Here is a 23,917-nt window from a genome sequence, read left to right as displayed (position 1 = left end):
GCGTCAAGGCCGCCGCAGGCATGGGCCGGATCCGCAACGCCATGCGGGCCCTCGCGTTGACCAACCCGCCCCCGGCCGCGGTGCTGACGGGGCTCGACCGCGTCTTCGAGGCGACCGAGGAGGAGGAACAGGTCACCACCCTGGCATACATGGTCGTCCAGCCGGGCACGGGTGAAGGGCGGCTGGGGCTGGCCGGTCACCCGCCGCCGCTGCTCGTCTCGCCTCAGGGCCGGGCCATCTTGTGCGACACCGAGCCCGGCACCCCGCTCGGCTGGCCGACCGTTCGAAAGGATTTCCAGCTGGATGTGCCACCGGGCTACACCGCGTTGCTCTACTCCAACGGGTTGGTTCAGAACCGACAGCGCGGGCTGGATTCCGGACTAGAGCAACTTGTCAGCGTCGTAGAAAAAGCACCCCTAAAGGTTGTTACAAGCCCGCACATATTGCTTGATTTCCTTATTGAGCGGATGTTGTCAGAATACGAAGAAGATGATGACGTCACCATACTCGCAATCAAAGTTCCCTCCACGCAGGATGACGGAGCGTAACTCGCCCCTTGAGGATGGTGACCGGGCGCCCGCGGGCCGGCCTATGGGCAGTTGCCCGCGCCGGCCGTCCGCCCCGGAGGTGACAGTCACCCATCGGCGCAAGACCGGACACGGATGCCCGGACACGCATCGGGCGGCCGAAGCGCTGTGAAAAGCGGCCGAAGGAGGCCGATGGCGCCTGGGAAGATACGGAAATGACCGATGCTCTGCCCGGGCTTGAGCCCGGCGCCGAATCCCGCACTGCACCCGCACGACCCGTCGCATCCTCGCGGCGGGCGGCCGGATACGAGATCGAGGACGAGCTGCGTGCGGCGGGGGCGGTCCACATCGCGGGCGTGGACGAGGTCGGCCGCGGCGCGTGGGCGGGCCCGGCGGTGGTGTGCGCGGCCGTCACCACCTTCGGCCCGCCGCCCGAGCTGCCGGGACGCGGGAAGCGCACGGTCCGGCTGACCGATTCCAAACTGCTCGGCCCGGCCCAGCGCGAGGCGTTCGCGGCGGTCCTGCCGGATTGGCTCACCTGCCACGCGTACGGCGAGACCGGACCGGAGGAGATCGACGAGGTCGGCATGACCGAGGCGCTGCGCCGGGCCGCGTGCCGGGCGCTGGAGGCCCTGCCGCTGCGGCCCGACGTGGTGCTCCTCGACGGCGCGCACGATTTCCTCGGCCGGCCGTGGCGGGTGCGGTGCGAGGTCAAGGCCGACCAGCGATCGGTGTCGGTGGCCGCCGCGTCGGTCCTGGCCAAGGTCCACCGCGACCGCCTGATGGCGGAGATCGGCGAGGAGCATCCGGCGTACGGCTTCGCCGCCAACGCGGGCTACCCCTCCCCCGTCCACCAGCAGGCGCTGGCGGAGATGGGGCCGACCCCGCACCACCGGCTCTCGTGGTCGTACCTCGACGACCTCCCCCAGTGGCGGCACCTGCGCAAGCACCGCGACCCCCTCGCCGGCTCCGGTCAGATGACCCTCCTCTGACGCGCCGGCGGCAGGCCGGTCGCGGCATGGCCCGGCGAGAGCGTCGCCACCGTGACCGGCCCGCCGTCGCGCAGAGGGTCAGGGCCGCCGGCCGAGGGCGTCCACCCAGCCGGCGTCCTCCAGAGTCACCCTCAGGTCGGGGGCGGACGCGCGGCGCGTGCTTCGCGCCGTACGTCGGCCGCGGCCGCGATCGGCGCGAAGACAAGGCCCCCGTCGCACCCGGGGGATGGGCGGGCGCGACAGGGGCGGGTAGTGCCGGGATGGCTACGCGATCGAGCCCGTGTAGAGCTTGGCGGCTTCGGAGTAGACCGCCAGCACCTCGCCGTCGAAGTACGGGGAGACGCTGGTGTCGTAGCGGTTGTCGCCGTCGGTGTCGGAGACGCTGATCGTGATGCCGTTCAGGTAACCGGTGCGGGTGTCGCCGCTGTAGCGGTACAGCCACGAGGAGCCGAGGGAGCCTTCACCGGTGAACGGGGAGTCGACGCCGACGGGCTGATTGGCGAGGAGGTCGAGGAGCGTCATGGCGAACGTCGATCCGGTGGACCGTTCGAGGGTCTCACCCGTGTAGGGCCGGGTTCCGTCGGGGTTGGGACCGGCCGGGTAGCCGAAGACGTCGACCGAGGAAGCCGGCGGCTGGTTGTAGGCGAGGCCCTGCCCGCCGACGTTGTCGCCCAGCCGCCCGCTGTCGGTCAACCCGCCGGAGGACGACGGGACAACGCCGTTGTACACGTTCACGAAGGCGACGTCGCGGCCGTAGTCCCGGTACACGTCGAAGTCGTAGTGGGTGAAGGCCTGTTTTCCGACGTACAGGACCCCCGGGGTCTTGCCGCCGGAGTAGCCGGGCACGAAGACCCACTTGCCGAGCGTCCCGCCGGTGCGCTCGGTGTCGTACACGCAGTGACCGGCCGTGGCGACGACGTTGCGATAGGACGACTGCACGGCCGTGGCCGTGCACCAGTGCGGCTGACCGTCGGCACCGACGAAGAACACCTTGCCCGAGGTCGTGGGCGTTTTCGCCTTCTTCGAGAGCACGTCCTGGGACGCCCCGACGAGGCCCGGCTTGCCGTCCGCGACGACGCCGGTGGACACGCGTTCCGCGTGGACCACGGTCTGCACGGCGTACGGCGTGGCGTTCTGCAGGTTCGCTCCCCCATCGGCCAGCCAGAACGCCGCGACCTGCTGAGCGGTCGAGACGTCCGAGGCCAAGGGGGCCGTCACCACGCTCGCGGCCTGAGCCGGGGCGGACACGACGGCGGAGCCCAGCAGACCCACGCCGATGCCCAACGCCGCCAGTGCGCGTCTCATAGTCGATCTCCCATTGGGTCATGGGGACCGTCGAAGGCCCCCGTCAGTGAGGAACAGCAGGCGGCTGATCAACACAGCCGACAAGACGGAAGATCATAACGTCCCCCCAAATCCTGTGAAGAAAGTTTCACGACTTGCCGCAGAATGTCGGTGATTTTCAGTGGCCCGGCATGAGCCGGTGGGCGGCGAGATCGTCGGCGAAGACCTGAGAGACGGCGGCGTGGAGGAAGGGGTCGCTCCGCACCTCGATCCCGGCCAGCAGCAGCCCGGTCATCTGATCACCTCCAGCAACGGCACCCGGCTGTGGTCCTTGAACTCCGCCTGGAGATCGGGGCCGACGCGTCCGACGAGTCGCGGAACCAGTAGCAGTAATCGCAATTGATGTCGCACCGGCTGGCCAGCTTGAGCAGCAAGTAGTCGGGGACGGTCCGCTCTGTCGGTGCGGCGCAATAGATTCCTCTGGCATGACCCGGACCACTCCGCCGCGCCCTGTCGACATCGCCGCCGTCTTTCCCGAGATCGCGCCGCTCGCCCGGACGGCCACACGCCTTCATCCGCGGCCCGGAGCGCCCGGCGTGCACGACAGCTCGATCGGCGGCCCCCTGCTCTGGCCCTCCGACGAGCCCTGGCCGGTGTGCGAAGAGTCGCACGAGAACGGGGGCGACTTCACCCGCCTGGACGCCGAGCGGCACCGCAGGCGCATCCTCTCCGCGGCCTGGGGCCGGACCCGCAAGGGCGAGCGGTTCGCCATCACGCCTGAGGAACGGGCCGAACTCGACCGTCTCGACGAGGAGTACGCCGACCCTGACAGCGCCGCCACCATGCTGGCCGTCGCCCAGCTCTACCTGCGGGACGTGTCCGGCCTGGCGGGACCGCCCGGTGCCGATGTTCTCCAGCTCCTGTGGTGTCCGCGCGACCACGGGCCCCACTACTGTCCCTCGCTCGTGCTGCGCTGGCGGCGTTCGGCCGACGTGACCGACCTGCTCGCAGAACAGCCCGAGCCCGAGGTGATGGAGTACGACACGTATCTGCCCGTGCCCTGCGTTCTGCATCCCGAGCAGGTCGTCGAGTACCCCTACGAGGACTTCCTTCCCGGCGATCTGGAGGAGCGGATCCGGATCTGGGAGGAGTCACGTGGCTACGACTACTTCTCCGAGCTCTCGATCGCCGCGGGCTGGAAGGTGGGCGGTTACGCGGCCTGGAACCTCACCGACCCCTACCCGATGCTCTGCGAGGACTGCGGAGCCGATATGGACCTGCTGGTGAAGGTCGACGGCGGAGAGTGGGACGGGACCGAGAGCTGGCGGCCCCTGGAGGACGCCAGGCCCGAGAGCGAGTTCCACGAGCACCCGAACCGATGGCAGCCCACGGGGATCACGATCGGTCGTGGATATGCACTGTGGATCTTCACCTGCCCGGTCTCGTTCGACCACCCGCACGGCGTGAGCATGCAGTAGCCGGAGCACGACCCTCAAATAGTCAGGCGAACGACGCCGACGTGAATTCGGCGTCAGGGGCGGTCGTAGATCGAGTGATCGCCGATACGTCGCCGGCGGAGTAGAAGAGAACCGTCCTCGGTTGTGTCGAACGCGAACGTCGCTCTGCCGTCCGGTGAGGCGAAGTTCCAGGTCAACGAGTAAACCCGGGTGCCGGTGAGCTTGTGGATACGCAGTCGCACAGGCCAGGGAACGCGGCCCGTGTGTGCTCCCCGCTCCAATGCCGGGAGAAAGTGCTTGTGGACGGCGTCCCTGAACATCGCGTAGTGCTCCGGAGACAGCCGGGCCGCATCTCGGAGAAAGGCAGCCGTGCGCTCGAATCCCACCGAAGGTCTTCTCCGCGGAGCGCGTCTATCTCCGCGAAGAGGTCGTCCATGTTCTCGAAAGAACGGGTCCGACCCTCTCGGATATCGGCATCGGCCTCGGCCGACTGCCACCCGGGCGTCCAGTACCAGGCTTCATCCGCCGGCACGATCGCGGCGACACGGCGACCCTGATCGGTGAGATAGGCGATTGTGTGCCGCTGGGTGGCGGCGGCGATGACGTCGGACAGGTGTCCATCGGCCTCGTCCAGCGGCACCACGAACGCGTTCTCACTCATGTCGCGAGTGTGGGTCGTGGCGTGTGCGGGGGTCACACAAGGAGTAATAGATCTCCTACACTACGTGGTCGCCTGGGGTCAGGCCCATGCCGTCGGGTACGGCGGCGGGGTCGGAGCCCACGTGCAGCGGCTTGTTGTCCTTGTCGACGAAGACGACGCGGGGCTTGAGCGCCTTGACCTCCTCCTCGGCGACCAGCGCGTACGCGATGATGATCACGAGGTCGCCGACCGAGATGAGGCGGGCGGCGGCGCCGTTGATGCCGATCACCCCGGAGCCCGCCGGGCCCTCGATGACGTACGTGGACAGCCGGTTGCCGTTGTCGATGTCGACGATGTCGACCTTCTCACCCTCGACGAGGTCGGCCTCGGCCATCAGGTCCGCGTCGATCGTCACCGAGCCGACGTAGTGCAGATCGGCCTGCGTGACGGTGGCGCGGTGGATCTTCGACTTCATCAGCGTGCGGAACATGATCTCCCACCGGGGTATGGACGGCCCTCCTCACGAGCGTCCTCGATGGTATGTCACGCCCAGAAATGTCCGGTCGTCAGCCTTCCACGACGGCGCGCATCGGCCCGGCGAGATGCGAACCCTACGGGCCGATGCGGATCGTGAGCAGCGGCTTATCCGCCGGCCACGTACTCGGCGGACGCGTCGAGCAGCCACTCCGCGACGTACCCCGCGAAGGACGAGCGGACCAGCAGGCGGAAGCCGTCCTCACCGGCGACCAGGACGACTCCCGCCCTGGCCAGCGTGGTCTGGGCGCACCGGCCGGGGCCGAACACGCGGGGGTGCAGGTCCAGCGCGCAGCCGTGGGCCAGCACATCCCGCGCCCGGTCCCCGGCGACCACCAGGGTGGTGCGCTGGGCCGACACGTCGACGACCGAGACGTGCTCGCCGTCCGCCGCCTCGATGAGACGCTCCACCAGGCCGCGGCCGGCGCCGTCGGGGCCGAGCACCAGCCACTCGTCGGGCCCGAGCCACAGCACCTCCAGGTCGCCGCCGCCCGCCGCGGTGCCGGGCTCCACCGGCAGCGGCACGCCGATCGCCGTCCCGATGCGCTCCGCCGCCGGGCTCTTGGGGTCCACCCGGAGGTTGATCTGGGTCAGGAACGGAATCTCGGCCAGGCGCAGGCCGCCGCCCGCGCTCGCCGCCTCGAACCTGGCCGCGAACGCCGCGGCCGGACTCCTGCGCTCAGCCGTCGACTCAGCCGCCGAATCAGCCATCGCGGCGCGCTCCTTCCGGGTCGTACAGGACGTGGGAGGTCACGGTGACGGGCACCAGGTCCGCCCCGACCGGCGCGTACAGCCGCTCGCCGATCCGCTCGCGCCCGCCGCTCACCAGCGCGAGCGCGAACGTACGGCCCAGCGCGGCGCTGCGGTAGCTGGAGGTGACGAAGCCGAGCGTGGGCACCGGCGGCTCGGGCAGCGCCGAGGTCTCCACGAGGTGGGCGCCCTCGGGCAGCAGCACGCCGGGGTCCTCGGGCAGCAGGCCGACCAGGTGTTTGCGGTCGGGCCGGGAGGTGTCCGCCCTGGCGAAGGACCGCTTGCCGACGAAGTCGGGCTTCTTCTTCGAGACGATCCACTCCATGCCGAGGTCCTGCGGGGTGACCGTGCCGTCGGTGTCCTGGCCGACGATCGGGAACCCCTTCTCGGCGCGCAGCACGTGCATGGTCTCGGTGCCGTACGGCGTGACCTCGCCGGACGCCATGACCGCCTCCCACAGGGCGAGCCCGAACCAGGAGGACACGTTGATCTCGTAGGCCAGCTCGCCGGAGAAGCTGATCCGGCAGACCCGCGCCTCGATCCCCGCGACCTCGGCGTCCCGCCACGTCATGAAGGGGAAGCTGTCGTTGTCCACCGCGAGGCCGGGCGCGAGCCGCGCCAGCACCTCGCGGGATCGCGGCCCGACGAGCGCCACGGTCGCCCACTGCTCGGTGACCGAGGTGCAGCAGACCCGCAGGTCCGGCCACTCGGTCTGCAGCCACTCCTCCATCCAGTCGAGCACCGCCGCCGCGTTGCCGGTGGTCGTGGTGACCAGGAAGCGGTCGTCCGTCAGGCGGATGACGGTGCCGTCGTCGAAGACCATGCCGTCGGGACGGCACATCACGCCGTAGCGGATGGAGCCGACCTTGAGCGTGCTCATCATGTTCGTGTAGAGCCGGTCCAGGAACACGGCCGCGTCGGGCCCGACCACGTCGATCTTCCCGAGCGTGGAGGCGTCCATCGCGGCCACGTCCTCGCGTGCCGCCCGGCACTCGCGCAGCACGGCGCCCTCCATGTCCTCACCCTGCCGCGGGTAGTACCAGGGCCGCTTCCACTGCCCCACGTTCTCGAACAGCGCCCCGCGCGCAGCGTGCCACTCGTGCACAGCGGTGACGCGCACCGGGTCATGCAGCGGTCCCCGGTCGCGGCCCGCCAGCGCGGCGAACGACACCGGCGCGTACGGCGCGCGGAACGTCGTGGTCCCCAGCTCGGCGACGTCGACGCCGAGCGCGTGCGCCACGACGCCGCCGGTGAGCAGCCCGGACGTCTTGCCCTGGTCGTGGGCCGTGCCGGCGGTGGTGTAGCGCTTGACGTGCTCGACCGAGGTGAGCCCCGCGCCGGTCGCGCGCAGGACCTCCGCCACGGTGACGTCCCGCTGCAGGTCCACGAAGTGCGCACGGTAATCGTCGGCCTCGACGAGCCACAGGTGCTCGGCGGGCGCGGCGGCGGGCTCCTCCTCGGCGGACGGCACAGCGGTCTCGCCCGGCATGGCGAAGCCCGCGGCGGCCAGCGCGCGGCGGCCCGCCTCGGCGCCGTCCTCCAGGCAGGCCCGCAGCGTGCGGACGCCCGTGCCCCCGACACCCCTGGCGAACCCGGCGGCCTCCACCGCCTGACGGGTCTCGCCGGGCGTGAACGCGCCCAGCTCCTGGTCGTACCGCAGCGTGCCCCCGGCCTGGCTGAACAGATGCACCACCGGCGTCCAGCCGCCCGACACGAGCAGCAGGTCGGCGGGGACCTCCCGCACGCCGCCACCCGCACGCGCAGTGATCTCGACCGAGGAGACCTCGCCCTCGCCCTTCGCGGCGGTCACCACGTGGCCGGTCAGGACCTCGATGCCGCGCTCGGCGCAGCGGGCGGCCCACGCCTCGCCGGGAGCCGGCCGCACGTCGGCGATCGCGGCGATCTCGACGCCGGCGCCGGCGAGGTCGAGCGCCGCGGCGTACGCGCTGTCGTTGGTGGTGAACACGACCGCCCGGCGCCCGGGCAGAACGCGGTAGTGGTTCGCGTACGTGCGGGCCGCGCCGGCCAGCATCACGCCGGGCAGGTCGTTGCCGGCGAAGGCGACGAACCGCTCGTGGCCGCCCGTCGCCAGCACCACGCGCCTGGCCCGGATCCGCCAGACGCGCTCGCGCGCCATGCCGGCGGGCGCATGGGCCCCCAGATGGTTCGTCCGGCGTTCCACCGCGATGACGTAGTTGTCGTCGTAGTGGCCGAGGACCGTGGTGCGGCGCAGCACGCGCACCTCCGGCAGGGCGGCCAGCGCGGCCGCCTCCTCGGCCGCCCACTCACGGCCCGGCCTGCCGTCGAGCGTCTCGGCCGTGCCGAGCAGGCTGCCGCCCGGCTCGGGCCGCTCGTCGGCGAGGATCACCCGCGCGCCGGCCCGCGCGGCCACGCCCGCGGCGGCGATGCCGGCCGGTCCCGCGCCGACCACGAGTACGTCGCAGTGCGCGTGCACGGCGTCGTATCGCGCCGGGTCGGGCCGGTCGGCCAGCCTGCCCTGTCCCGGCAGGCCCGTGGCGACCAGGCCGTCGTACAGCTCGACGGTCGTCGCCTGGAGCATGGGCTCGGGGAAGGGCTCCTCGATCTGGACGAGCGCGTTCGGCTCCTCGCAGCCCGCGGCGTACACGCCGCGCGGGCGGCCGAGCTTGACGCTGCTCGCCACCGCGCGCACGCCGTTGGCGAGCAGGGCCGAGGCAAGCGTGTCGCCCTCCAGGCCCTCGTACTCCCGGCCGTCGAACCGGAAGCGCAGCACTCGCCCGCTCGCCCCCTCGCGGCGGTACGGTTGTGCGCTCATGCGGTCACCGGCCGCGGTTCGCCCGCCCGGTAGACGGCGTGGATCTCGTTGGTGGCGGTGTCACGTACGGCGTTGAACCAGCGGCGGCATCCGGCGGTGTGGCTCCACCGCTCCGCGAACAGGCCCTTGGGGTTGTCGCGGAAGAACAGGTAGCGGGCCCACTCCTCGTCGGAGAGGGCGGCCGGGTCCTCCGGATAGGCGACGTGGGCCTGCCCCCCGTAGTGGAACTCGGCCTCGTCCCGCGGCCCGCACCACGGGCAGGGAATCAGCAGCATTGGCACTCCGAGACAATCAGTGGGCGACGGCGGCGGCGCCGTGCTCGTCGACGAGCTTGCCGGTGGTGAACCGGTCGAGCGAGAAGGGGGCGTTGAGCGGATGGGGCTCGCCGGTGGCCACGGTGTGGGCGTAGCACCAGCCGACGCCCGGGGTGGCCTTGAACCCTCCGGTGCCCCAGCCGCAGTTGACGTACAGGTCCTCGACGGGGGTGAGGCCGACGACGGGCGAGGCGTCGGGGGTCACGTCCACCACGCCGCCCCAGGTCCGCAGCACGTGCGCCCGGGCGAAGACCGGGAACAGCTCCAGCGCGGCCGCCATCTGCCGCTCGATGATGTGGAACGCGCCGCGCTGGCGGTAGGAGTTGGCCGCGTCGATTCCCGCGCCCATGACCAGCTCGCCCTTGTGCGCCTGGCTCACGTACACGTGGACCGCGTTGGACATGACCACGGTCGGGTGCACCGGTTCCAGCAGCTCCGACACCAGCGCCTGCAGCGGGTGGCTCTGCAGCGGCAGCGACACTCCCGCGTACCCGGCGACGACCGAGGAGTGCCCGGCGGCGGCGAGCGCGACCTTCTTGGCCGCGATCGGGCCGCGGGTGGTCCGGACGCCGGTCACCCGGCCGTCGCGCACGTCGAGGCCGGTCACCTCGCAGTGCTCGATCATGTCGACCCCGAGGTCGGCCGCCGCCTTCGCGAAGCCCCACGCCACGTAGTCGTGCTTGGCGATGCCGGCCCGGGGCTGGTAAGTGCCGCCGAGCACCGGGTAGCGCACGTCGGGTGAGATGTCGACGATCGGGCAGACCTCCTTGACCTGCTCCGGCGTCAGCCACTCGGCGTCCACGCCGTTGAGCCGGTTGGCGTTGACCCGGCGCACGCTGTCACGCACGTCCTGCAGGCTGTGCGCGAGGTTGAGCACGCCGCGCTGGCTGAACAGCAGCGGGTAGCCGAGGTCCTCCTCCAGCCCCTCCCACAGCTTCAGCGCGTGCTCGTAGATGCCCGCGCTCTCGTCCCACAGGTAGTTCGACCGGATGATCGTGGTGTTGCGGGCCATGTTCCCGCCCGCGAGCCAGCCGCGCTCCAGCACCGCGACGTCGGTGATCCCGTGGTTCTTGGCCAGGTAGTAGGCCGTGGCCAGGCCGTGGCCGCCGCCGCCGACGATCACCACGTCGTACGCGCGCTTCGGCTCGGCCGAGCGCCACAGCCGGTCGGGATGGTCGGGCAGGTCGGCGCCCGGCGTCCTGTGCCCCCGAGTGCCGGGGCTCATCGGGCCTCCCCGATACCCGGGTAGAGGGGGTGCTTGGCGGCGAGGGCCTCGACCCGGGCGCGCAGCGCCGTCAGGTCCGCGCCGGGACACAGCGCCTGGGCGATCACGTCGGAGACCTCCTCGAACTCAGGGCGGGCGAAGCCTCGGGTGGCCAGGGCAGGGGTGCCGATCCGCAGCCCCGAGGTGACCATCGGGGGCCGGGGGTCGAACGGCACCGCGTTGCGGTTGACCGTGATCCCGGCCTCGTGGAGCCGGTCCTCGGCCTGACGGCCGTCCAGCTCGGATTCACGCAGGTCCACCAGCACCAGGTGGACGTCGGTCCCGCCGGACAGCACCCGTACGCCCGCCTCGGCGGCGTCGGGGGCGAGCAGCCGGTCGGCGAGGATCCGCGCGCCCTCCAGCGTGCGGCGCTGCCGGTCGCGGAACCACTCGCCCGCCGCGATCTTGAACGCGACGGCCTTGGCCGCGATGACGTGCTCCAGAGGGCCGCCCTGCTGGCCCGGGAACACCGACGAGTTGATCTTCTTGGCCAGGTCCTCGGTGGACAGGATCACGCCGCCCCTGGGCCCGCCGAGCGTCTTGTGGGTGGTCGTGGTGACGACGTGCGCGTGCGGGACGGGCGACGGGTGCAGCCCCGCCGCGACCAGCCCGGCGAAGTGCGCCATGTCGACCATCAGGTAGGCCCCGACCTCGTCGGCGATGCGCCGGAAGGCGGCGAAGTCGAGGTGGCGCGGGTAGGCCGACCAGCCCGCGATGATCAGCTTGGGCCGGTGCTCGCGGGCGAGCCGCTCGACCTCCTCCATGTCCACGAGGCTGTCGCTCTCACGGACGTGGTAGGCCACGACGTTGTAGAGCCGGCCGGAGAAGTTGATCCGCATGCCGTGGGTGAGGTGGCCGCCGTGCGCGAGATCGAGACCGAGGATCGTGTCGCCCGGCTCCAGCAGCGCGGACATGGCCGCCGCGTTGGCCTGCGCTCCCGAGTGGGGCTGCACGTTGGCGGCCTCCGCGCCGAACAGCGCCTTGACCCGGTCGATCGCCAGCCGCTCGATCACGTCGACGTGCTCGCAGCCGCCGTAGTAGCGCCTGCCCGGGTAGCCCTCGGCGTACTTGTTCGTCAGCACCGACCCCTGGGCCTGCATGACGGAGACGGGCGCGAAGTTCTCCGACGCGATCATCTCCAGCGTGGACCTCTGGCGTTCCGTCTCCGCGCCGATCGCCGCCGCGACCTCCGGGTCGGCCTCGGCGAGCGGCGCGTTCAGCACCGATTCGTGCACTTCTTCAGTCCTTTCGGGTGCCACTAGCTGCGCAGCCGTTCCATGGCGGGGTCGAACAGGGGCTCCTCGGCGACCACGGCGGTCACCCGCCGATCGAAGTAGCCGATCTCCAGCGTCCGTCCCGGGGTCGCGAGCTCGGCGGGCAGCCAGGCGTAGGCGATGCCCTTGCCGATCGTGTAGCCGAAGGCCGCGCTGGTGACGTAGCCGACGCTCATGTCGCCGTCGTAGACCGGCTCCCTGCCCATGACCACCTGCGTGGGGTCGTCGACGGTCAGGCAGGTGAGGCGGCGGCGCACGTTCTCCTTGCGCCGCTCCAGCGCCTCGCGGCCGATGAAGTCGCCCTTGTCCGTCTTCACCGCGAACCCGAGCCCGGCCTCGTACGGGTCGTGCTCGAAAGTCATGTCGGTGCCGAAGGACCGGTAGCCCTTCTCCAGCCGCAGGCTCGCGAAGGCGCCGCGCCCACCGGCGAGGATGCCGTGCCGCTGCCCGGCCTCCCAGAGCGTGTCCCACAGCTTGGCGCCCAGGTCGGCGGTGGTGTAGAGCTCCCAGCCCAGCTCGCCGATGTACGACAGCCGCAGTGCGGTGACCGGCACGGTGCCGATGTACGCCTTCTTCGCCCGGAAGTAGCGGAAGCCCTGGTTGGAGAAGTCGGCGTCGGTCAGCGGCTGGACGAGGTCGCGGGCGCGAGGGCCCCAGACGCCGAGGCAGCAGGTGCCCGCCGTGATGTCGCGGACCATGACCGAGCCGTCCGCGGGCAGGTGGCGGTGGAACCAGTCGAGGTCGAGGTTGCCGTTGGCGCCGACCTGGAACACGTCGCGGCCCAGCCGGGCGACGGTCACGTCGCTGCGGATGCCGCCGTCCTCGTCGAGCAGCAGGCAGTAGGTCACCGAGCCGACCGACTTGTCCATCTGGCCGGTCGTCAGCCGCTGGAGGAAGGCGAGGGCGCCGGGACCCGCGACCTCCAGCCGCTTCAGCGCCGTCATGTCGTACAGCGCGACGGACTCGCGGGACGCCTGGGCCTCCGCGCCGACGATCGGCGACCAGTAGCGCGCCGCCCACTCGTTGGGCGCGGGGATGTCGCGGCCCTCCAGTAGGCGGGCGTTGGCGCCGTACCACTGCGGCCGCTCGTAGCCGACGGCCTCCAGGAAGAAGGCGTCCAGCTCACGCTGCCGGGTGTGGAAGGGGCTGAGGCGCACCGGCCGCGGCTCCTCCATCGGCTGGAGCGGGTGGATGATGTCGTAGACCTCGACGAAGTTCTGGCAGTCGCGGGCCAGCACATACTCGGGCGCGAGCTGGTGCGGCTCGAACCGGTTGACGTCGCACTCGTGCAAATCAAACGACGAGCAGTGACCGTCGACCAGCCACTCGGCCATCGCCTTGCCGACGCCCGCGGAGTGGGTCACCCAGACCGCCTCGGCCACCCAGAAGCCCTTCACCTCGGGGGACTCGCCCATGAGGGGCATGTGATCCTGCGTGAAGGAGAACAGCCCGTTGATGCCCTCGTCGATCTTCGCGGCGCGGGTGCCGGGCAGCAGCCGCCGGGTCTCGGTCCAGGCGTCCTCGAAGTCCTCGGGGGTGAACGTGAGCACCGACGGCATGACCTCGGCCTCGTCGACGGACAGCAGTTCCTCCGGGCGGATCGGCATCGGCCGGTGGCCGTAGTAGCCGATGCCGATGCCGTCGAACCGCTGGCGGTAGTAGAGGTCGGCGTCCTGGTGCCGCAGGATCGGCAGCGTCGCCTCCTCCTCGCGTCCGGCGAGGTCGGGCACCTGGCCGGTCCAGGCGAGCTGGTGCGCGAGCGGGGTCAGCGGCAGCGGCATGCCGACCATCCCGGCGACCTTCGGGCCCCAGATGCCGGCGCAGCAGACCACGACGTCGGCGGGAATCTCACCCTGGTCGGTCACCACGCCCGCCACCCGGCCGTCCTCGGTGCGCACGTCGAGCACCTCGTGCCGCTCCAGCACCCGCACGCCACGCGACCGCGCCCGCCTCAGCTGGGCGTCGACCGCGCGTACGGCCTTGGCGAGGCCGTCGGTGGGGATGAGCAGGCCACCCAGCACGGCATCGGGGTCGACCAGGGGGTGGTGCTCGGCGCACTCGGCGGGGGTGAGCAGGCGCGACTCGACGCCCCAGGACGTGGCCCAGCCGTGCCGCCGGTGCAGCTCGGCGAGCCGTTCCGGGCTGGTCGCGACCTCGAGCCCGCCGACCTGGAGGAAACAGGGCTCGCCGTCGAGGTCGAGGGAACAGAGCTTCTCGACGGTGTAGCGCGCCATCTCGGTCATCGTCTTCGATCCGTTGATCTGGAAGACCAGTCCCGGGGCGTGTGAGGAGGAGCCCCCGGTCGCGGGCACCGGGCCCTGGTCGACCACGGTGACGTCCGTCCAGCCCCGGGCCGACAGTTCGTCGGCGAGCGCCGCACCGACGACGCCTGCTCCGATGATGACGACGCGCGGGCCCGTCATACCCACCTCCGTTGCTGCATATTTTGTTGCGCAATTCGCAACGTTATGCGTTTAACGCAACAAGCGTGACGCGTCATATTGCGGGTGTCAAGCATCAAAAACAGGACAAAACCACGCCCCTGCCGGGAGCGTAGTGGCGCGGACCCGGCGCGGTATCCGAGCGTCAGCCGACCTGCTGCTCCTCAATGCTCCAGCGAATCCCGCGCCGGGCGGGATATTCAAGGAAGTCCAGGGAGTCGAACGCCAAGGCGGGGGCGTGGATCCCCGCCTTGGCCGGCTCGGCGACCAGGCGGCAGGCACTCTCGGCGGCGATCGCCGCAGCGGTGCCGTAGGTGTCGGCGCCCCGCACGATGCCGCGGGCGCGGCGGCCGCCCGCGCCGAGGGCGTCGAGCACGGCCGCACCGGCTGAACCACGAGGTCGGACGCAAGAACGGCGCCGATCAGGGGCTTCTTCGCCTTTTCTACACTTCCGACCCAAACCATCCCATTCGGGCAGATACCTCTCGTGCTGCCGCCATGACCTGCTCGGCCACGGCGGCGATCGCCGTTTCGGGCATCCGGAAGGTCGGGCCGGACGCGCTGAGCGAGGCGATGACGGAGCCGTCCACGCCGAGGACGGGCGCCGCGACCGCGCTCAGGCCGTCCTCCAGTTCGTCCACCGCCGTCGCGTACCCGCGGAGGCGCACCTCGGCGAGTTCCGCGCGCAGCCGGCCGGGGTCGGCGACGGTCCGGACGGCGAGAACGGGCAGCCCGGCCGCGATCACCTCCTCGCACAGCGCGGCGGGCGCGTGCGCGAGCAGCACCTTGCCGTTCGACGTGGCGTGCAGGGGGATCCGCCGGCCCACCCAGTGGTGGAGCTGGAGCGCCGACGGCCCGGCGACCTGGTCGACGTACAGGGCCTCCCGGTCGGCGAGGACGGCCACGTTGACGGTCTCCCCCACCGCGCGGGCGAGCGCCGGCGTGACGGCGCGGCTCTCGCGCACCAGGTCGAGCCGCGCACTGGTCGCCCCGGCGAGCCTGACCACGCCCACGCCGAGCCGATATCTGCCGCGGTCGTTGTCCTGCTCGACCAGATCGTGGCTCTCCAGCGTCGCCACCAGGCGGAACGCGGTGGACCTGTGCACGCCGAGGCTGGCCGCCAGCTCGCTGACGCCGAGCTCGCCGTCCCGGGCGAGCAACTTCAGGATGGTGAGCGCGCGGTCGACGGACTGTACGGCCGCCCCGTCACCCGAGCCGTTGCTCATTGCACAACTCTACGCGAATAACGCATCAGACTCTTGACCTGTCCCACCCGACGGGTCACTCTGTTGCGTATAGGACACAATGTTGCGTATGGCGCACACAGGAGGCTCCATGTCCGCTCGCCCGGGTCGCGAGTTCGTCCTCACGTTCTCCTGCGTCGACCGGCCGGGGATCGTCTACGCGGTGAGCGGCTTCCTCGTCCAGCACGCGGGCGACATCCTGCAGAGCCAGGAGTTCAACGACCGGACGAACGGCCACTTCTTCATGCGGGTCCACTTCGCGGTGCCCGAGGGCCGCGGCGACATCGAGGAGCTGCGCCGCGGCTTCTCCTACGTCGGCGACTCCTTCCACATGACCTGGCAGCTCAAGGACGCCGTGACGCCGACGAGGACCCTCGTGCTCGTGTCGAAGTTCGGCCACTGCGTGAACGACCTGCTCTACCGCCAGCGGGTCGGCGCGTTGAACGTCGAGATCCCCGCGATCGTCTCCAACCACCGGGACCTCGAACCGCTGGCCGAGTTCTACGGCGTGCCGTTCCACCATGTGCCCGTCACGCCCGGCACCAAGCCCGAGGCCGAGCAGCGCATCCTTGAGCTGGCCGAGGAGCTCGACACCGATCTGGTCGTGCTCGCCCGCTACATGCAGATCCTGAGCGACGACATGTGCAAGCGCCTGGAGGGCCGGGCGATCAACATCCACCACTCGTTCCTGCCGGGGTTCAAGGGCGCCAAGCCGTACCACCAGGCGCACGAGCGCGGCGTCAAGCTGATCGGCGCGACCGCGCACTACGTCACCGCCGACCTCGACGAGGGACCGATCATCGAGCAGGACGTGGCGCGCGTGGACCACTCGCTCGACCCGGGCGAACTCGTCACCGTGGGCCGCGACGTGGAGGCGCAGGTGCTGGCCAGGGCCGTACGCTGGCACAGCGAGAACCGCGTGCTCCTCAACGGCGACCGCACCGTCGTCTTCCGCTAGACCTCTTTCCACCGGCCCCGGCATGGCCGTGCCGGGGCCTTTTCGCTTTCCGCCCGACCGGTGAGTCGCTGAACCTCAATGCGGCCCCAAAATGACAATTCAGATGGAAGGGGGCGCATGATCACTGTAAGTTCATACCTCCACATGTCGTCCCTATACAGGAACAGATAATGACGGAAACCCCCCAGCAGCCCTCGACATACGGCCAGAAGGCCGCAGGCGCGGGCAAGGTCTTCGGTAAGCGCCTCGTCGCCTATGCCGTCGGCGCCGCCGTTCTCGCCGGTGGCGGCTTCGCGTACAAGCAGCTGACCGGAGCTCCCGAGATCGCCAAGGCCGGCGACTGCATGTCCGGCGCCACGGCCGACGAGCTCAAGGTCGTCTCGTGCACCGACCCGGCCGCCACGCTCACTGTCGAAGGCCGCATCGAGGGCAAGACGGAGCAGGAGTGGGACGCGGACAAGGACGGGAAGATCTGCTCGGCCTACTCGAAGGCGGACCAGACTTTCTGGGAAGGCGAGGAGGGCAAGGCGGGCTATGTGCTCTGCCTGGCACCCAAGAACTGAATACGCTTCCCTGCCTGAATTGAAGGCCGGAGCACTTGGAACGAACCCGGTATAGCAGGACCGGCGTCCGTCCGGGACGCTCGGCCGGGGTCTTCCCGGCCGAGCGTCCGCACAGGCCGAGACCACCCCTCAGACCCAGGCCCGGCCATCCCACTCGGGCGGCGTATAGCGCGTGAACATCTCTGTACGTCCCTGGAGCGCGTCCTGGACGGCCTCCTCGTAACCCGGACGGGCGTAGGCCATCGCGCGCAGCCGCCACTGACGCAGCAGCGTCTGCACCTAGTCGCGACGAAAGATCTCCCTGCGGAATGCCGACGACGCCCCAGCTCAGCGTTTGCGTCACGCGCTACAGTCCCGCTATGAGCAACGACGCTTCCGCCGCCAGGCCCGAGGCCAACGGCGGCGGCGTGCAGTCCGTGGACCGGGCGATCAGCATCATGGAGATTCTCGCCAGTCGTGGGGAGGCCGGGGTCACCGAGATCGCCGCCGAGATCGAGGTCCACAAGTCGACCGCGTTCCGCCTGCTGGGCGCCCTGGAGGCCCGCGGGCTCGTGGAGCAGACCGAGGACCGCGGCAAGTATCGCCTCGGCTTCGGGCTCGTCCGCCTCGCCGGCAGCGTCGCCTTGCGGATGGACGTCACCCAGCAGAGCAGGCCCGTCTGCCAGCGCCTGGCGGAGGAGATCGGCGAGACGGTGAACATCGCCGTCCTGCGTTCGCACTACGCGGTCAACCTCGACCAGGTGCGCGGCCCTTCCGCCGTCACCGCCTACAACTGGGTGGGTCAGCTCACGCCCCTGCACGCGACGTCGAGCGGCAAGGTCCTGCTGGCGTACGTGGACCGGCAGCGCCGCGACGACCTGCTGCGCGTCTCCGGCCTCCAGCGCTACACGCCGAACACGGTGACCTCGGTGGAGGACCTGGAGCGCGAGCTGGCGGAGGTGCGCGAGCGCGGCTACGCACTGACTCGCGAGGAGCTGGAGGTGGGCCTGAACGCGCTCGCCGCCCCCGTCCGCTCCTTCGGCGGAGAGGTCGTGGCGGCGGTCAGCGCGTCAGGGCCCGCTTACAGGTTCAGCGAGAGCCGCATGCGCGAGCTGGCCCCCGTCCTCGTCAAGGGAGCCGAGGAGATCAGTCACCGCCTCGGCGGATAGCCGTCGCCTCGGCGGCGCGGCGCAGCCGTACGACGACGCTCTTGGACGTGGGCGTGTTCGACGTCTCCGCCACCGAGTCCAGGGGCACAAGCACGTTGGTCTCCGGGAAGTAGGCCGCGCAGCAGCCTCGCGCCGTCGGATAGGCGACGGCCCGGAACCCCTCGGCCACGCGCTCGCCGTCCGGCCACTCGCTGATGAGGTCGAGCATGTCGCCGTCGGCGAGACCGCGCTCGGCCAGGTCGTCGGCGTGGACGAACACCACCCGCCGCCCGTTGGTGACGCCACGGTAGCGGTCGTTCAGCCCGTAGATCGTGGTGTTGTACTGGTCGTGGCTGCGCACGGTCTGCAGCAGGAGGCGGCCCGGGGGCACGCGCAGCACCTCCAGCGGGTTGACCGTGAAGTTCGCCTTCCCCGTGGCCGTGGGGAAGCGGCGCTCGTCGCGCGGCGCGTTCGGCAGCAGGAAACCGTCCGGCCTGCGCACCCTCGCGTTGAAGTCGCCGAACCCGGGCACCACCCGCTCGATGCGCTCCCTGATCGCGTCGTACCCGGCCTCGAACTCGGCCCACGGCACGTGCGGGTCGTCGCCGAGCAGCTCACGGGCCAGCCGGCACACGATGGCCACCTCGGACAGCAGCGCGTCCGACGCCGGGCGCAGCCGCCCGCGCGAGGCGTGCACCGCGCCCATCGAGTCCTCGACCGTGACGAACTGCTCGCCACCGGCCTGGACGTCCCGCTCGGTGCGGCCGAGCGTGGGCAGGATGAGCGCCTGCTCGCCGCACACGGCGTGCGACCGGTTCAGCTTGGTCGACACCTGCACGGTGAGCCGGCAGCGCCGCAGGGCCGCCTCCGTCGCGGCGGTGTCCGGCGTCGCGGAGACGAAGTTGCCGCCCATGGCGAAGAACACCCTGGCGTCCCCGTCGCGCATGGCGCGGATGGCCTCCACGGTGTCGTGGCCGTGCTCGCGCGGCGGCGGGAAGCCGAACTCCTTCTCCAACGCATCGAGGAACTCCGGCTTGGGCTTCTCGTAGATGCCCATCGTCCGGTCGCCCTGCACGTTGGAGTGCCCGCGTACGGGACACACGCCCGCGCCTGGCCGTCCGACATTGCCGCGCAGCAGCAGGAAGTTGACGATCTCCCTGATCGTCGGGACCGACTTGCGGTGCTGGGTGAGGCCCATCGCCCAGCAGACCACGACCGAGCGGGCGGCCAGCACGTCGCGGGCCGTCTCCTCGATCTCGGCGCGGGTCAGTCCGGTCGCCTCCAGCACCTCGGCCCAATCGAGCCCGCGTACGTGCCGGTCCCAGGCGTCGAAGCCGTGCGTGTGCGCCTCGACGAACTCGCGGTCCACCACCGTGCCGGGCGCGGCGTCCTCGGCCTCCAGCAGGAGCAGCGACAGCGCCTGGAACAGCGCCAGGTCGCCGCCGAGGCGGATCTGCAGGAACCGGTCGGACAGCGCCGTGCCGCCGCCCACGACTCCGGACAGCCGCTGCGGGTTGCGGAAGCGCATCAGCCCCGCCTCCGGCAGCGGGTTGACCGCCACGATCCGGGCGCCGTTGCGTTTGGCCCGCTCCAGCGCGGTGAGCATGCGCGGGTGGTTGGTGCCGGGGTTCTGACCGACCACGAAGACGAGGTCGGCCCGGTGCAGGTCCTCCAGCAGCACCGTGCCCTTGCCGATACCGAGCGTCTCGGTCAGCGCCGAGCCGCTCGACTCGTGGCACATGTTGGAGCAGTCGGGCAGGTTGTTGGTGCCGAAACGGCGGACGAGAAGCTGGTAGGCGAAGGCGGCCTCGTTCGAGGTGCGGCCGGAGGTGTAGAAGACGGCCTGACCGGAGTGGTCGAGCGCGCGCAGTTCGCGCGCGACGACGCCGAAGGCGTCCTCCCACGAGATCGGCTCGTAGCGGTCCGAGCCCGCCGGCTTGTACATCGGCTCGGTGAGCCGGCCCTGCTGGCCCAGCCAGTAGTCGCTGCGCCGGGCCAGTTCGTTCACCGGATGCTCCGCGAAGAAGTCGCGGGTGACCCTGCGGACCGTCGCCTCCTCGGCCACCGCCTTCGCGCCGTTCTCGCAGAACTCGGCGGGACTGCGGTGGCCGTCGCCCTCGGGCCAGGCGCATCCCGGGCAGTCGAAGCCGGACTTCTGGTTGACCCGCAGCAGGGTCAGCACGGTCCGCCCCGCGCCCATCTGCCGGTATGCCGTGCCGAGCGCGTGGCCGACCGCCGGGACCCCGCCCGCCCAGGTCTTGGGCGAGCCGATCTCCAGACGTTCGTCTCCCACGTCCTCCCGAGGCGCCTCACGTGTCACGCCGCATCTCCTTCGAAGTCACTCGCCGAGCTTGCCACGAACCCAATCATGGAACAGGCCGATGTGGTGCTCGCTCGGGACCAGCACGCCGCCCTTGGCGTACGTGCGCGAGCTCATCGAGGGCTGGGTGCGCTCGCAGGCGTCGAAGTCCTGCTCGTTGACCCGGTGGAACAGCTCCACCGATCGGCTGATGTCCTTGCCCGAGGCCACGACCTCCGGCAGGTAGAGCCAGTCGCACTCCACCACCGTACGGTCGACCGCCAGCGGGAACATCCGGTGGATGATCACATGGTCGGGCACCATGTTGACGAACACCTGCGGCTTGATCGTGATCGCGTAGTAGCGCCGGTCCTGATCCTCGCTGATGGTCGGGATGCGGTCGAGCCCCTCGGAGCCGTCGACCGTGAACCCCTGGATGTCCTCGCCGAACAGCGCGCCGTGGCCCACGTAGTACTGCGCCGCGTAGCCGTCGGCGAACTCCGGCAGCACCTCGGTCAGCTCGGGGTGGATGGTCGCGCAGTGGTAGCACTCCATGAAGTTCTCGACGATGAGCTTCCAGTTCGCCTTCACGTCGTACACGATCCGGCGGCCGAGCGCCAGGTTGGCGACGTCGTAGTTGTCGAGAGAGGCCACGTCGCCGAGACGCGTGCGCACCTCGCCGAGCACGGTGTCCTCGAACGAGGGCGGCTCGTCGGCCAGGCACACCCACACGTAGCCGAGCCACTCCCGCACCGCAACGTTGACGAGGCCGTATTCGACCCGGTCGAGGTCGGGCATCTTGGTGAGGTTGGGGGCGGCGATGAGCTTGCCCTCCAGGTCGTACGTCCAGGCGTGGTACGGGCACTGGAAGGCCCGCTTGACCTCGCCGGAATCCTCCGTGCAGATCCGGGCGCCGCGGTGGCGGCAGACGTTGTAGAACGCGCGGATCGAGTTGTCCCGCGCCCGCGTGATCAGGATGCTCTCCGTGCCGACCTGGACGGTCCTGAACGCTCCGGGCTTGGGCAGGTCGGCGGCCCGGACCGCACAGAACCACATCGACTCGAAGATGCGCTTCTGCTCCAACGCGAAGACCTGGGGATCGGTGTAGTGCTCGCCCGGCAGCGTGGCAATCAGGCTGGGAGGCAGGCTCGTGGTGCTCACTAGGGCTCCTGGTGGTCGTGCACAGTGATCGTGCGTAGCGCGTCGCGGATCTGAGATGGTCAGGGGGAAGCCGGTCAGAGCACCACGACGGAGCGCAGCACCTCGCCGCGGTGCATCTTCTCGAAGGCCGCCTCGACGTCCTCGAGCGCGATCGTCTCGGTGACGAACGCGTCCAGGTCGAGCCTGCCCTGCTGGTAGAGAGACACGAGCATGGGGAAGTCGCGGCTGGGCAGGCAGTCGCCGTACCAGGAGGACTTGAGCGCGCCGCCGCGGCCGAAGACGTCGAGCAGCGGCAGTTCGAGCTGCATCTCCGGCGTCGGCACGCCGACGAGCACGACGGTCCCGGCCAGGTCGCGGGCGTAGAAGGCCTGCTTGTACGTCTCGGGACGCCCGACCGCCTCGATCACGACGTCGGCGCCGAACCCGCCGGTCAGCTCGCGGACGGCCTCCACCGCGTCGGTCTCGCGGGAGTTCACTGTGTGCGTGGCGCCGAAGCGGCGGGCCCATTCGAGCTTGGTGTCGTCCACGTCCACAGCGATGATCGTGGTCGCGCCGGCCAGGTGCGCGCCCGCGACGGCCGCGTCGCCCACGCCGCCGCAGCCGATGACGGCGACCGAGTCGCCGCGGGTCACCCCGCCGGTGTTGATGGCCGCGCCGAGCCCCGCCATGATCCCGCAACCGAGCAGGCCGACCGCGACCGGCGACGCGCTCGGGTCGACCTTGGTGCACTGGCCGGCCGCGACGAGCGTCTTGTCGGCGAACGCGCCGATCCCGAGCGCCGGGGACAGCGGGGTGCCGTCGGCCAGCGTCATCTTCTGGGTGGCGTTGTGGGTGGCGAAGCAGTACTGCGGGCGTCCGCGCAGGCAGGCGCGGCAGGCGCCGCAGACCGCGCGCCAGTTGAGGATCACGAAGTCGCCGGGGGCGACGTCGGTCACCCCCTCGCCGACGGCCTCGACCACTCCGGCCGCCTCGTGCCCGAGGAGGAACGGGAAGTCGTCGTTGATGCCGCCCTCGCGGTAGTGCAGGTCGGTGTGGCACACCCCGCAGGCCTGCACGGCCACGAGCGCCTCACCCGGGCCCGGGTCGGGGACGACGACGGTCTCCAGGCTGACCGGCTGTCCCTTGCCCCTCGCGACGACCCCGCGGACTTCGTGCGCCATGGTCTCTCTTTCCCTCGATCAGTCAGCGTGCATAGTTGTGCAAGACGAAACACATAGCACTATGCGCAACAGATTGAGGCCGTGCAGGGTCAGTGTCAAGGGGCGAAGTAAGTTGTCGCCCTGCGGTCAGGCGGCGCGCGGCCACCTGCCCGTGCCGGTCAACGCAGGCCCTGCTCCAGTTGGGTGACGACCGGGGAGAGCAGGTCGTTCAGCTCGCGTACGAGGACGGCGAGCGCGCGGTGCGCCGTCTCGGCCAGGTCGTGCGCGGGCCCGTCCGGCGCGGCGGGCAGGTCGTCCAGCGGCACCGGGGCGTCCACGACCAGGGTCGGACGCAGATAGGGAACCTTCGCGAGGTCCTGCTCGGCGGGCTCGACGAACTGACCGAAGATCTCCGGCCAGTCCCGCCAGCCGCGGTCGCGCCACCAGTCACGCGACACCGTCAGCGCGGCCGGCGGCGGAGAGACGATCGTGACGCGCGCCGTCAGCGACCCGTCCCAGGTGTTGCGCTCGCAGGAGGCGGACAGGATCCGCCGGTGCCAGCGCACGAACCCCGGCGAGGTCAGGGGTGGGGTGGCGATCCGCCAGGCCGCGCACGCGAACGCGACCGGGGCGATGTCACCCCACGCTCCCTCGAACTCGCCGATGTTCTCCCACACGCGCTCGGAGTAGTGGCTGACGCCGCTGTAGCGGACGCGCTCCCGGTCGGATCGGCCGTCGATCCAGAACGCCTGCTGGCCGGCCATACGCCGGGATCAGCCGTTCGACGCGGTGGTGGTCGGCGCGGCGACGGCGGCAGGTGCGGTCTCGCCGGTGAAGGTGAACTTCGCGGCGTCGCCTTCGCCCTCGATGTCGATCTTGACGACCTGGCCCGGCCGCAGCTCGCCGTAGAGGATCTTCTCCGACAGCGTGTCCTCCAGCTCCCGCTGGATCGTGCGGCGCAGCGGACGGGCGCCCATCACCGGGTCGTACCCGCGGTCGGCCAGCACCTGCTTGGCCGCCGGAGACACCTCCAGGCCCATGTCGCGGTCCTTGAGCCGCTCGGCCACCTGGGCGAGCATCAGGTCCACGATCTGGATGATCTCCTTGGGCGTCAGCTGGTGGAAGACCACGATGTCGTCGACGCGGTTGAGGAAC

Annotated in this window: 22 protein-coding genes and 1 pseudogene; 6 read left to right on the top strand and 17 right to left on the bottom strand. The window is 70.7% G+C overall.

Going from position 1 to position 23,917, the window contains the following annotated elements; translation table 11 throughout:
• On the top strand, positions 1–548 hold a 548-nt coding region (locus HHX35_RS42075), incomplete at its 5' end, for a PP2C family protein-serine/threonine phosphatase (protein ID WP_182904195.1).
• A gap of 194 nt (positions 549–742) precedes the next feature.
• Positions 743–1,519, top strand: a complete 777-nt coding sequence (locus HHX35_RS42070; protein ID WP_182904194.1) for a ribonuclease HII — start codon at positions 743–745, stop codon at positions 1,517–1,519.
• A gap of 264 nt (positions 1,520–1,783) precedes the next feature.
• On the opposite strand, the gene HHX35_RS42065 is transcribed toward HHX35_RS42070, so the two are convergent.
• Entirely contained in the window at positions 1,784–2,824 is a 1,041-nt protein-coding gene (locus HHX35_RS42065; RefSeq protein ID WP_182904193.1) for a serine protease, read from the bottom strand.
• Between the two features lie 464 nt (positions 2,825–3,288).
• Here HHX35_RS42065 and HHX35_RS42060 point away from each other — a divergent pair, with 464 nt between their 5' ends.
• Positions 3,289–4,281 (top strand): hypothetical protein, encoded by a 993-nt coding sequence (locus tag HHX35_RS42060; protein WP_182904192.1) that lies wholly within the window; start codon positions 3,289–3,291, stop codon positions 4,279–4,281.
• Positions 4,282–4,453: 172 nt separating this feature from the next.
• On the opposite strand, the gene HHX35_RS42055 is transcribed toward HHX35_RS42060, so the two are convergent.
• The 10 genes from HHX35_RS42055 to HHX35_RS42015 form a co-directional block, all read right to left on the bottom strand.
• Complete coding sequence (locus HHX35_RS42055) at positions 4,454–4,921, bottom strand: type II toxin-antitoxin system Phd/YefM family antitoxin (protein WP_182904191.1); 468 nt, start codon at positions 4,919–4,921, stop codon at positions 4,454–4,456.
• A gap of 55 nt (positions 4,922–4,976) precedes the next feature.
• On the bottom strand, positions 4,977–5,390 hold the full coding sequence (panD, locus tag HHX35_RS42050; RefSeq protein WP_182904190.1) for an aspartate 1-decarboxylase: 414 nt from the start codon (positions 5,388–5,390) through the stop codon (positions 4,977–4,979).
• A gap of 152 nt (positions 5,391–5,542) precedes the next feature.
• The gene (locus HHX35_RS42045; RefSeq protein WP_182904189.1) at positions 5,543–6,145 is read right to left on the bottom strand and encodes a sarcosine oxidase subunit gamma; all 603 of its coding nucleotides are present in this window, start codon (positions 6,143–6,145) and stop codon (positions 5,543–5,545) included.
• A complete protein-coding gene (locus HHX35_RS42040) occupies positions 6,138–8,978 on the bottom strand; it encodes a 2Fe-2S iron-sulfur cluster-binding protein (RefSeq protein WP_220506538.1) in 2,841 nt (946 codons plus the stop codon). Before HHX35_RS42040 ends, HHX35_RS42045 begins: the two co-directional genes overlap by 8 nt.
• The gene (locus HHX35_RS42975) at positions 8,975–9,253 is read right to left on the bottom strand and encodes a sarcosine oxidase subunit delta (RefSeq protein ID WP_220506537.1); all 279 of its coding nucleotides are present in this window, start codon (positions 9,251–9,253) and stop codon (positions 8,975–8,977) included. The genes HHX35_RS42040 and HHX35_RS42975 overlap by 4 nt, the downstream gene beginning before the upstream one ends.
• Positions 9,254–9,269: 16 nt before the next feature.
• The gene (locus tag HHX35_RS42035) at positions 9,270–10,517 is read right to left on the bottom strand and encodes a sarcosine oxidase subunit beta family protein (protein ID WP_182904188.1); all 1,248 of its coding nucleotides are present in this window, start codon (positions 10,515–10,517) and stop codon (positions 9,270–9,272) included.
• Positions 10,514–11,791, bottom strand: coding sequence for a serine hydroxymethyltransferase (glyA, locus tag HHX35_RS42030; protein ID WP_310739683.1), 1,278 nt, complete (start codon positions 11,789–11,791; stop codon positions 10,514–10,516). Before glyA ends, HHX35_RS42035 begins: the two co-directional genes overlap by 4 nt.
• A gap of 23 nt (positions 11,792–11,814) precedes the next feature.
• On the bottom strand, positions 11,815–14,253 hold the full coding sequence (locus HHX35_RS42025; protein WP_182904187.1) for an FAD-dependent oxidoreductase: 2,439 nt from the start codon (positions 14,251–14,253) through the stop codon (positions 11,815–11,817).
• A gap of 163 nt (positions 14,254–14,416) precedes the next feature.
• Positions 14,417–14,647: a hypothetical protein gene (locus HHX35_RS42020; RefSeq protein WP_182904186.1), complete on the bottom strand. Its 231-nt coding sequence runs from the start codon at positions 14,645–14,647 to the stop codon at positions 14,417–14,419.
• Positions 14,648–14,714: 67 nt separating this feature from the next.
• Complete coding sequence (locus tag HHX35_RS42015; RefSeq protein WP_182904185.1) at positions 14,715–15,497, bottom strand: IclR family transcriptional regulator; 783 nt, start codon at positions 15,495–15,497, stop codon at positions 14,715–14,717.
• A gap of 109 nt (positions 15,498–15,606) precedes the next feature.
• On the opposite strand from HHX35_RS42015, the gene purU reads away from it, so the two are divergent.
• Together purU and HHX35_RS42005 are read left to right on the top strand one after the other, a co-directional pair.
• A complete protein-coding gene (purU, locus tag HHX35_RS42010) occupies positions 15,607–16,473 on the top strand; it encodes a formyltetrahydrofolate deformylase (RefSeq protein ID WP_182904184.1) in 867 nt (288 codons plus the stop codon).
• A gap of 170 nt (positions 16,474–16,643) precedes the next feature.
• The gene (locus HHX35_RS42005) at positions 16,644–17,036 is read left to right on the top strand and encodes a hypothetical protein (protein ID WP_182904183.1); all 393 of its coding nucleotides are present in this window, start codon (positions 16,644–16,646) and stop codon (positions 17,034–17,036) included.
• A gap of 129 nt (positions 17,037–17,165) precedes the next feature.
• Here the strand turns inward: HHX35_RS42005 and HHX35_RS42000 are convergent, their stop codons facing one another.
• Entirely contained in the window at positions 17,166–17,315 is a 150-nt protein-coding gene (locus HHX35_RS42000) for a hypothetical protein (RefSeq protein WP_182904182.1), read from the bottom strand.
• Between the two features lie 80 nt (positions 17,316–17,395).
• Here HHX35_RS42000 and HHX35_RS41995 point away from each other — a divergent pair, with 80 nt between their 5' ends.
• Complete coding sequence (locus tag HHX35_RS41995) at positions 17,396–18,184, top strand: IclR family transcriptional regulator (RefSeq protein WP_220506536.1); 789 nt, start codon at positions 17,396–17,398, stop codon at positions 18,182–18,184.
• Here the strand turns inward: HHX35_RS41995 and HHX35_RS41990 are convergent.
• The 5 genes and pseudogenes from HHX35_RS41990 to HHX35_RS41970 all read right to left on the bottom strand — a co-directional run.
• A complete protein-coding gene (locus HHX35_RS41990; RefSeq protein ID WP_182904181.1) occupies positions 18,162–20,483 on the bottom strand; it encodes an FdhF/YdeP family oxidoreductase in 2,322 nt (773 codons plus the stop codon). The two genes, HHX35_RS41995 and HHX35_RS41990, sit on opposite strands and share 23 nt — an antisense overlap.
• An 18-nt stretch (positions 20,484–20,501) precedes the next feature.
• Complete coding sequence (locus HHX35_RS41985) at positions 20,502–21,623, bottom strand: aromatic ring-hydroxylating dioxygenase subunit alpha (protein WP_182904180.1); 1,122 nt, start codon at positions 21,621–21,623, stop codon at positions 20,502–20,504.
• A 74-nt stretch (positions 21,624–21,697) separates the two neighbouring features.
• Positions 21,698–22,783, bottom strand: a complete 1,086-nt coding sequence (locus HHX35_RS41980; RefSeq protein ID WP_182904179.1) for an S-(hydroxymethyl)mycothiol dehydrogenase — start codon at positions 22,781–22,783, stop codon at positions 21,698–21,700.
• A gap of 158 nt (positions 22,784–22,941) precedes the next feature.
• Entirely contained in the window at positions 22,942–23,526 is a 585-nt protein-coding gene (locus HHX35_RS41975; protein WP_182904178.1) for a hypothetical protein, read from the bottom strand.
• A 9-nt stretch (positions 23,527–23,535) separates the two neighbouring features.
• Positions 23,536–23,917, bottom strand: a pseudogene (locus HHX35_RS41970) (ATP-dependent Clp protease ATP-binding subunit); the annotation flags it as partial.

This window comes from Microbispora sp. H10830, from assembly GCF_014161375.1.
Taxonomy (GTDB): Bacteria; Actinomycetota; Actinomycetes; order Streptosporangiales; family Streptosporangiaceae; genus Microbispora; species Microbispora catharanthi.
Note: the sequence above shows the minus strand (reverse complement) of the source record. Positions and strands in the feature narration are given on the sequence as shown.

Coding starts and splice junctions, on each gene's coding strand:
- HHX35_RS42070 (WP_182904194.1), top strand. CDS start 743: ATGACCGATGCTCTGCCCGGGCTTGAGCCCGGCGCCGAATCCCGCACT.
- HHX35_RS42065 (WP_182904193.1), bottom strand. CDS start 2,824: ATGAGACGCGCACTGGCGGCGTTGGGCATCGGCGTGGGTCTGCTGGGC.
- HHX35_RS42060 (WP_182904192.1), top strand. CDS start 3,289: ATGACCCGGACCACTCCGCCGCGCCCTGTCGACATCGCCGCCGTCTTT.
- HHX35_RS42055 (WP_182904191.1), bottom strand. CDS start 4,921: ATGAGTGAGAACGCGTTCGTGGTGCCGCTGGACGAGGCCGATGGACAC.
- panD (WP_182904190.1), bottom strand. CDS start 5,390: ATGTTCCGCACGCTGATGAAGTCGAAGATCCACCGCGCCACCGTCACG.
- HHX35_RS42045 (WP_182904189.1), bottom strand. CDS start 6,145: ATGGCTGATTCGGCGGCTGAGTCGACGGCTGAGCGCAGGAGTCCGGCC.
- HHX35_RS42040 (WP_220506538.1), bottom strand. CDS start 8,978: ATGAGCGCACAACCGTACCGCCGCGAGGGGGCGAGCGGGCGAGTGCTG.
- HHX35_RS42975 (WP_220506537.1), bottom strand. CDS start 9,253: ATGCTGCTGATTCCCTGCCCGTGGTGCGGGCCGCGGGACGAGGCCGAG.
- HHX35_RS42035 (WP_182904188.1), bottom strand. CDS start 10,517: ATGAGCCCCGGCACTCGGGGGCACAGGACGCCGGGCGCCGACCTGCCC.
- HHX35_RS42025 (WP_182904187.1), bottom strand. CDS start 14,253: ATGACGGGCCCGCGCGTCGTCATCATCGGAGCAGGCGTCGTCGGTGCG.
- HHX35_RS42015 (WP_182904185.1), bottom strand. CDS start 15,497: ATGAGCAACGGCTCGGGTGACGGGGCGGCCGTACAGTCCGTCGACCGC.
- purU (WP_182904184.1), top strand. CDS start 15,607: ATGTCCGCTCGCCCGGGTCGCGAGTTCGTCCTCACGTTCTCCTGCGTC.
- HHX35_RS42005 (WP_182904183.1), top strand. CDS start 16,644: ATGACGGAAACCCCCCAGCAGCCCTCGACATACGGCCAGAAGGCCGCA.
- HHX35_RS41995 (WP_220506536.1), top strand. CDS start 17,396: ATGAGCAACGACGCTTCCGCCGCCAGGCCCGAGGCCAACGGCGGCGGC.
- HHX35_RS41980 (WP_182904179.1), bottom strand. CDS start 22,783: ATGGCGCACGAAGTCCGCGGGGTCGTCGCGAGGGGCAAGGGACAGCCG.
- HHX35_RS41975 (WP_182904178.1), bottom strand. CDS start 23,526: ATGGCCGGCCAGCAGGCGTTCTGGATCGACGGCCGATCCGACCGGGAG.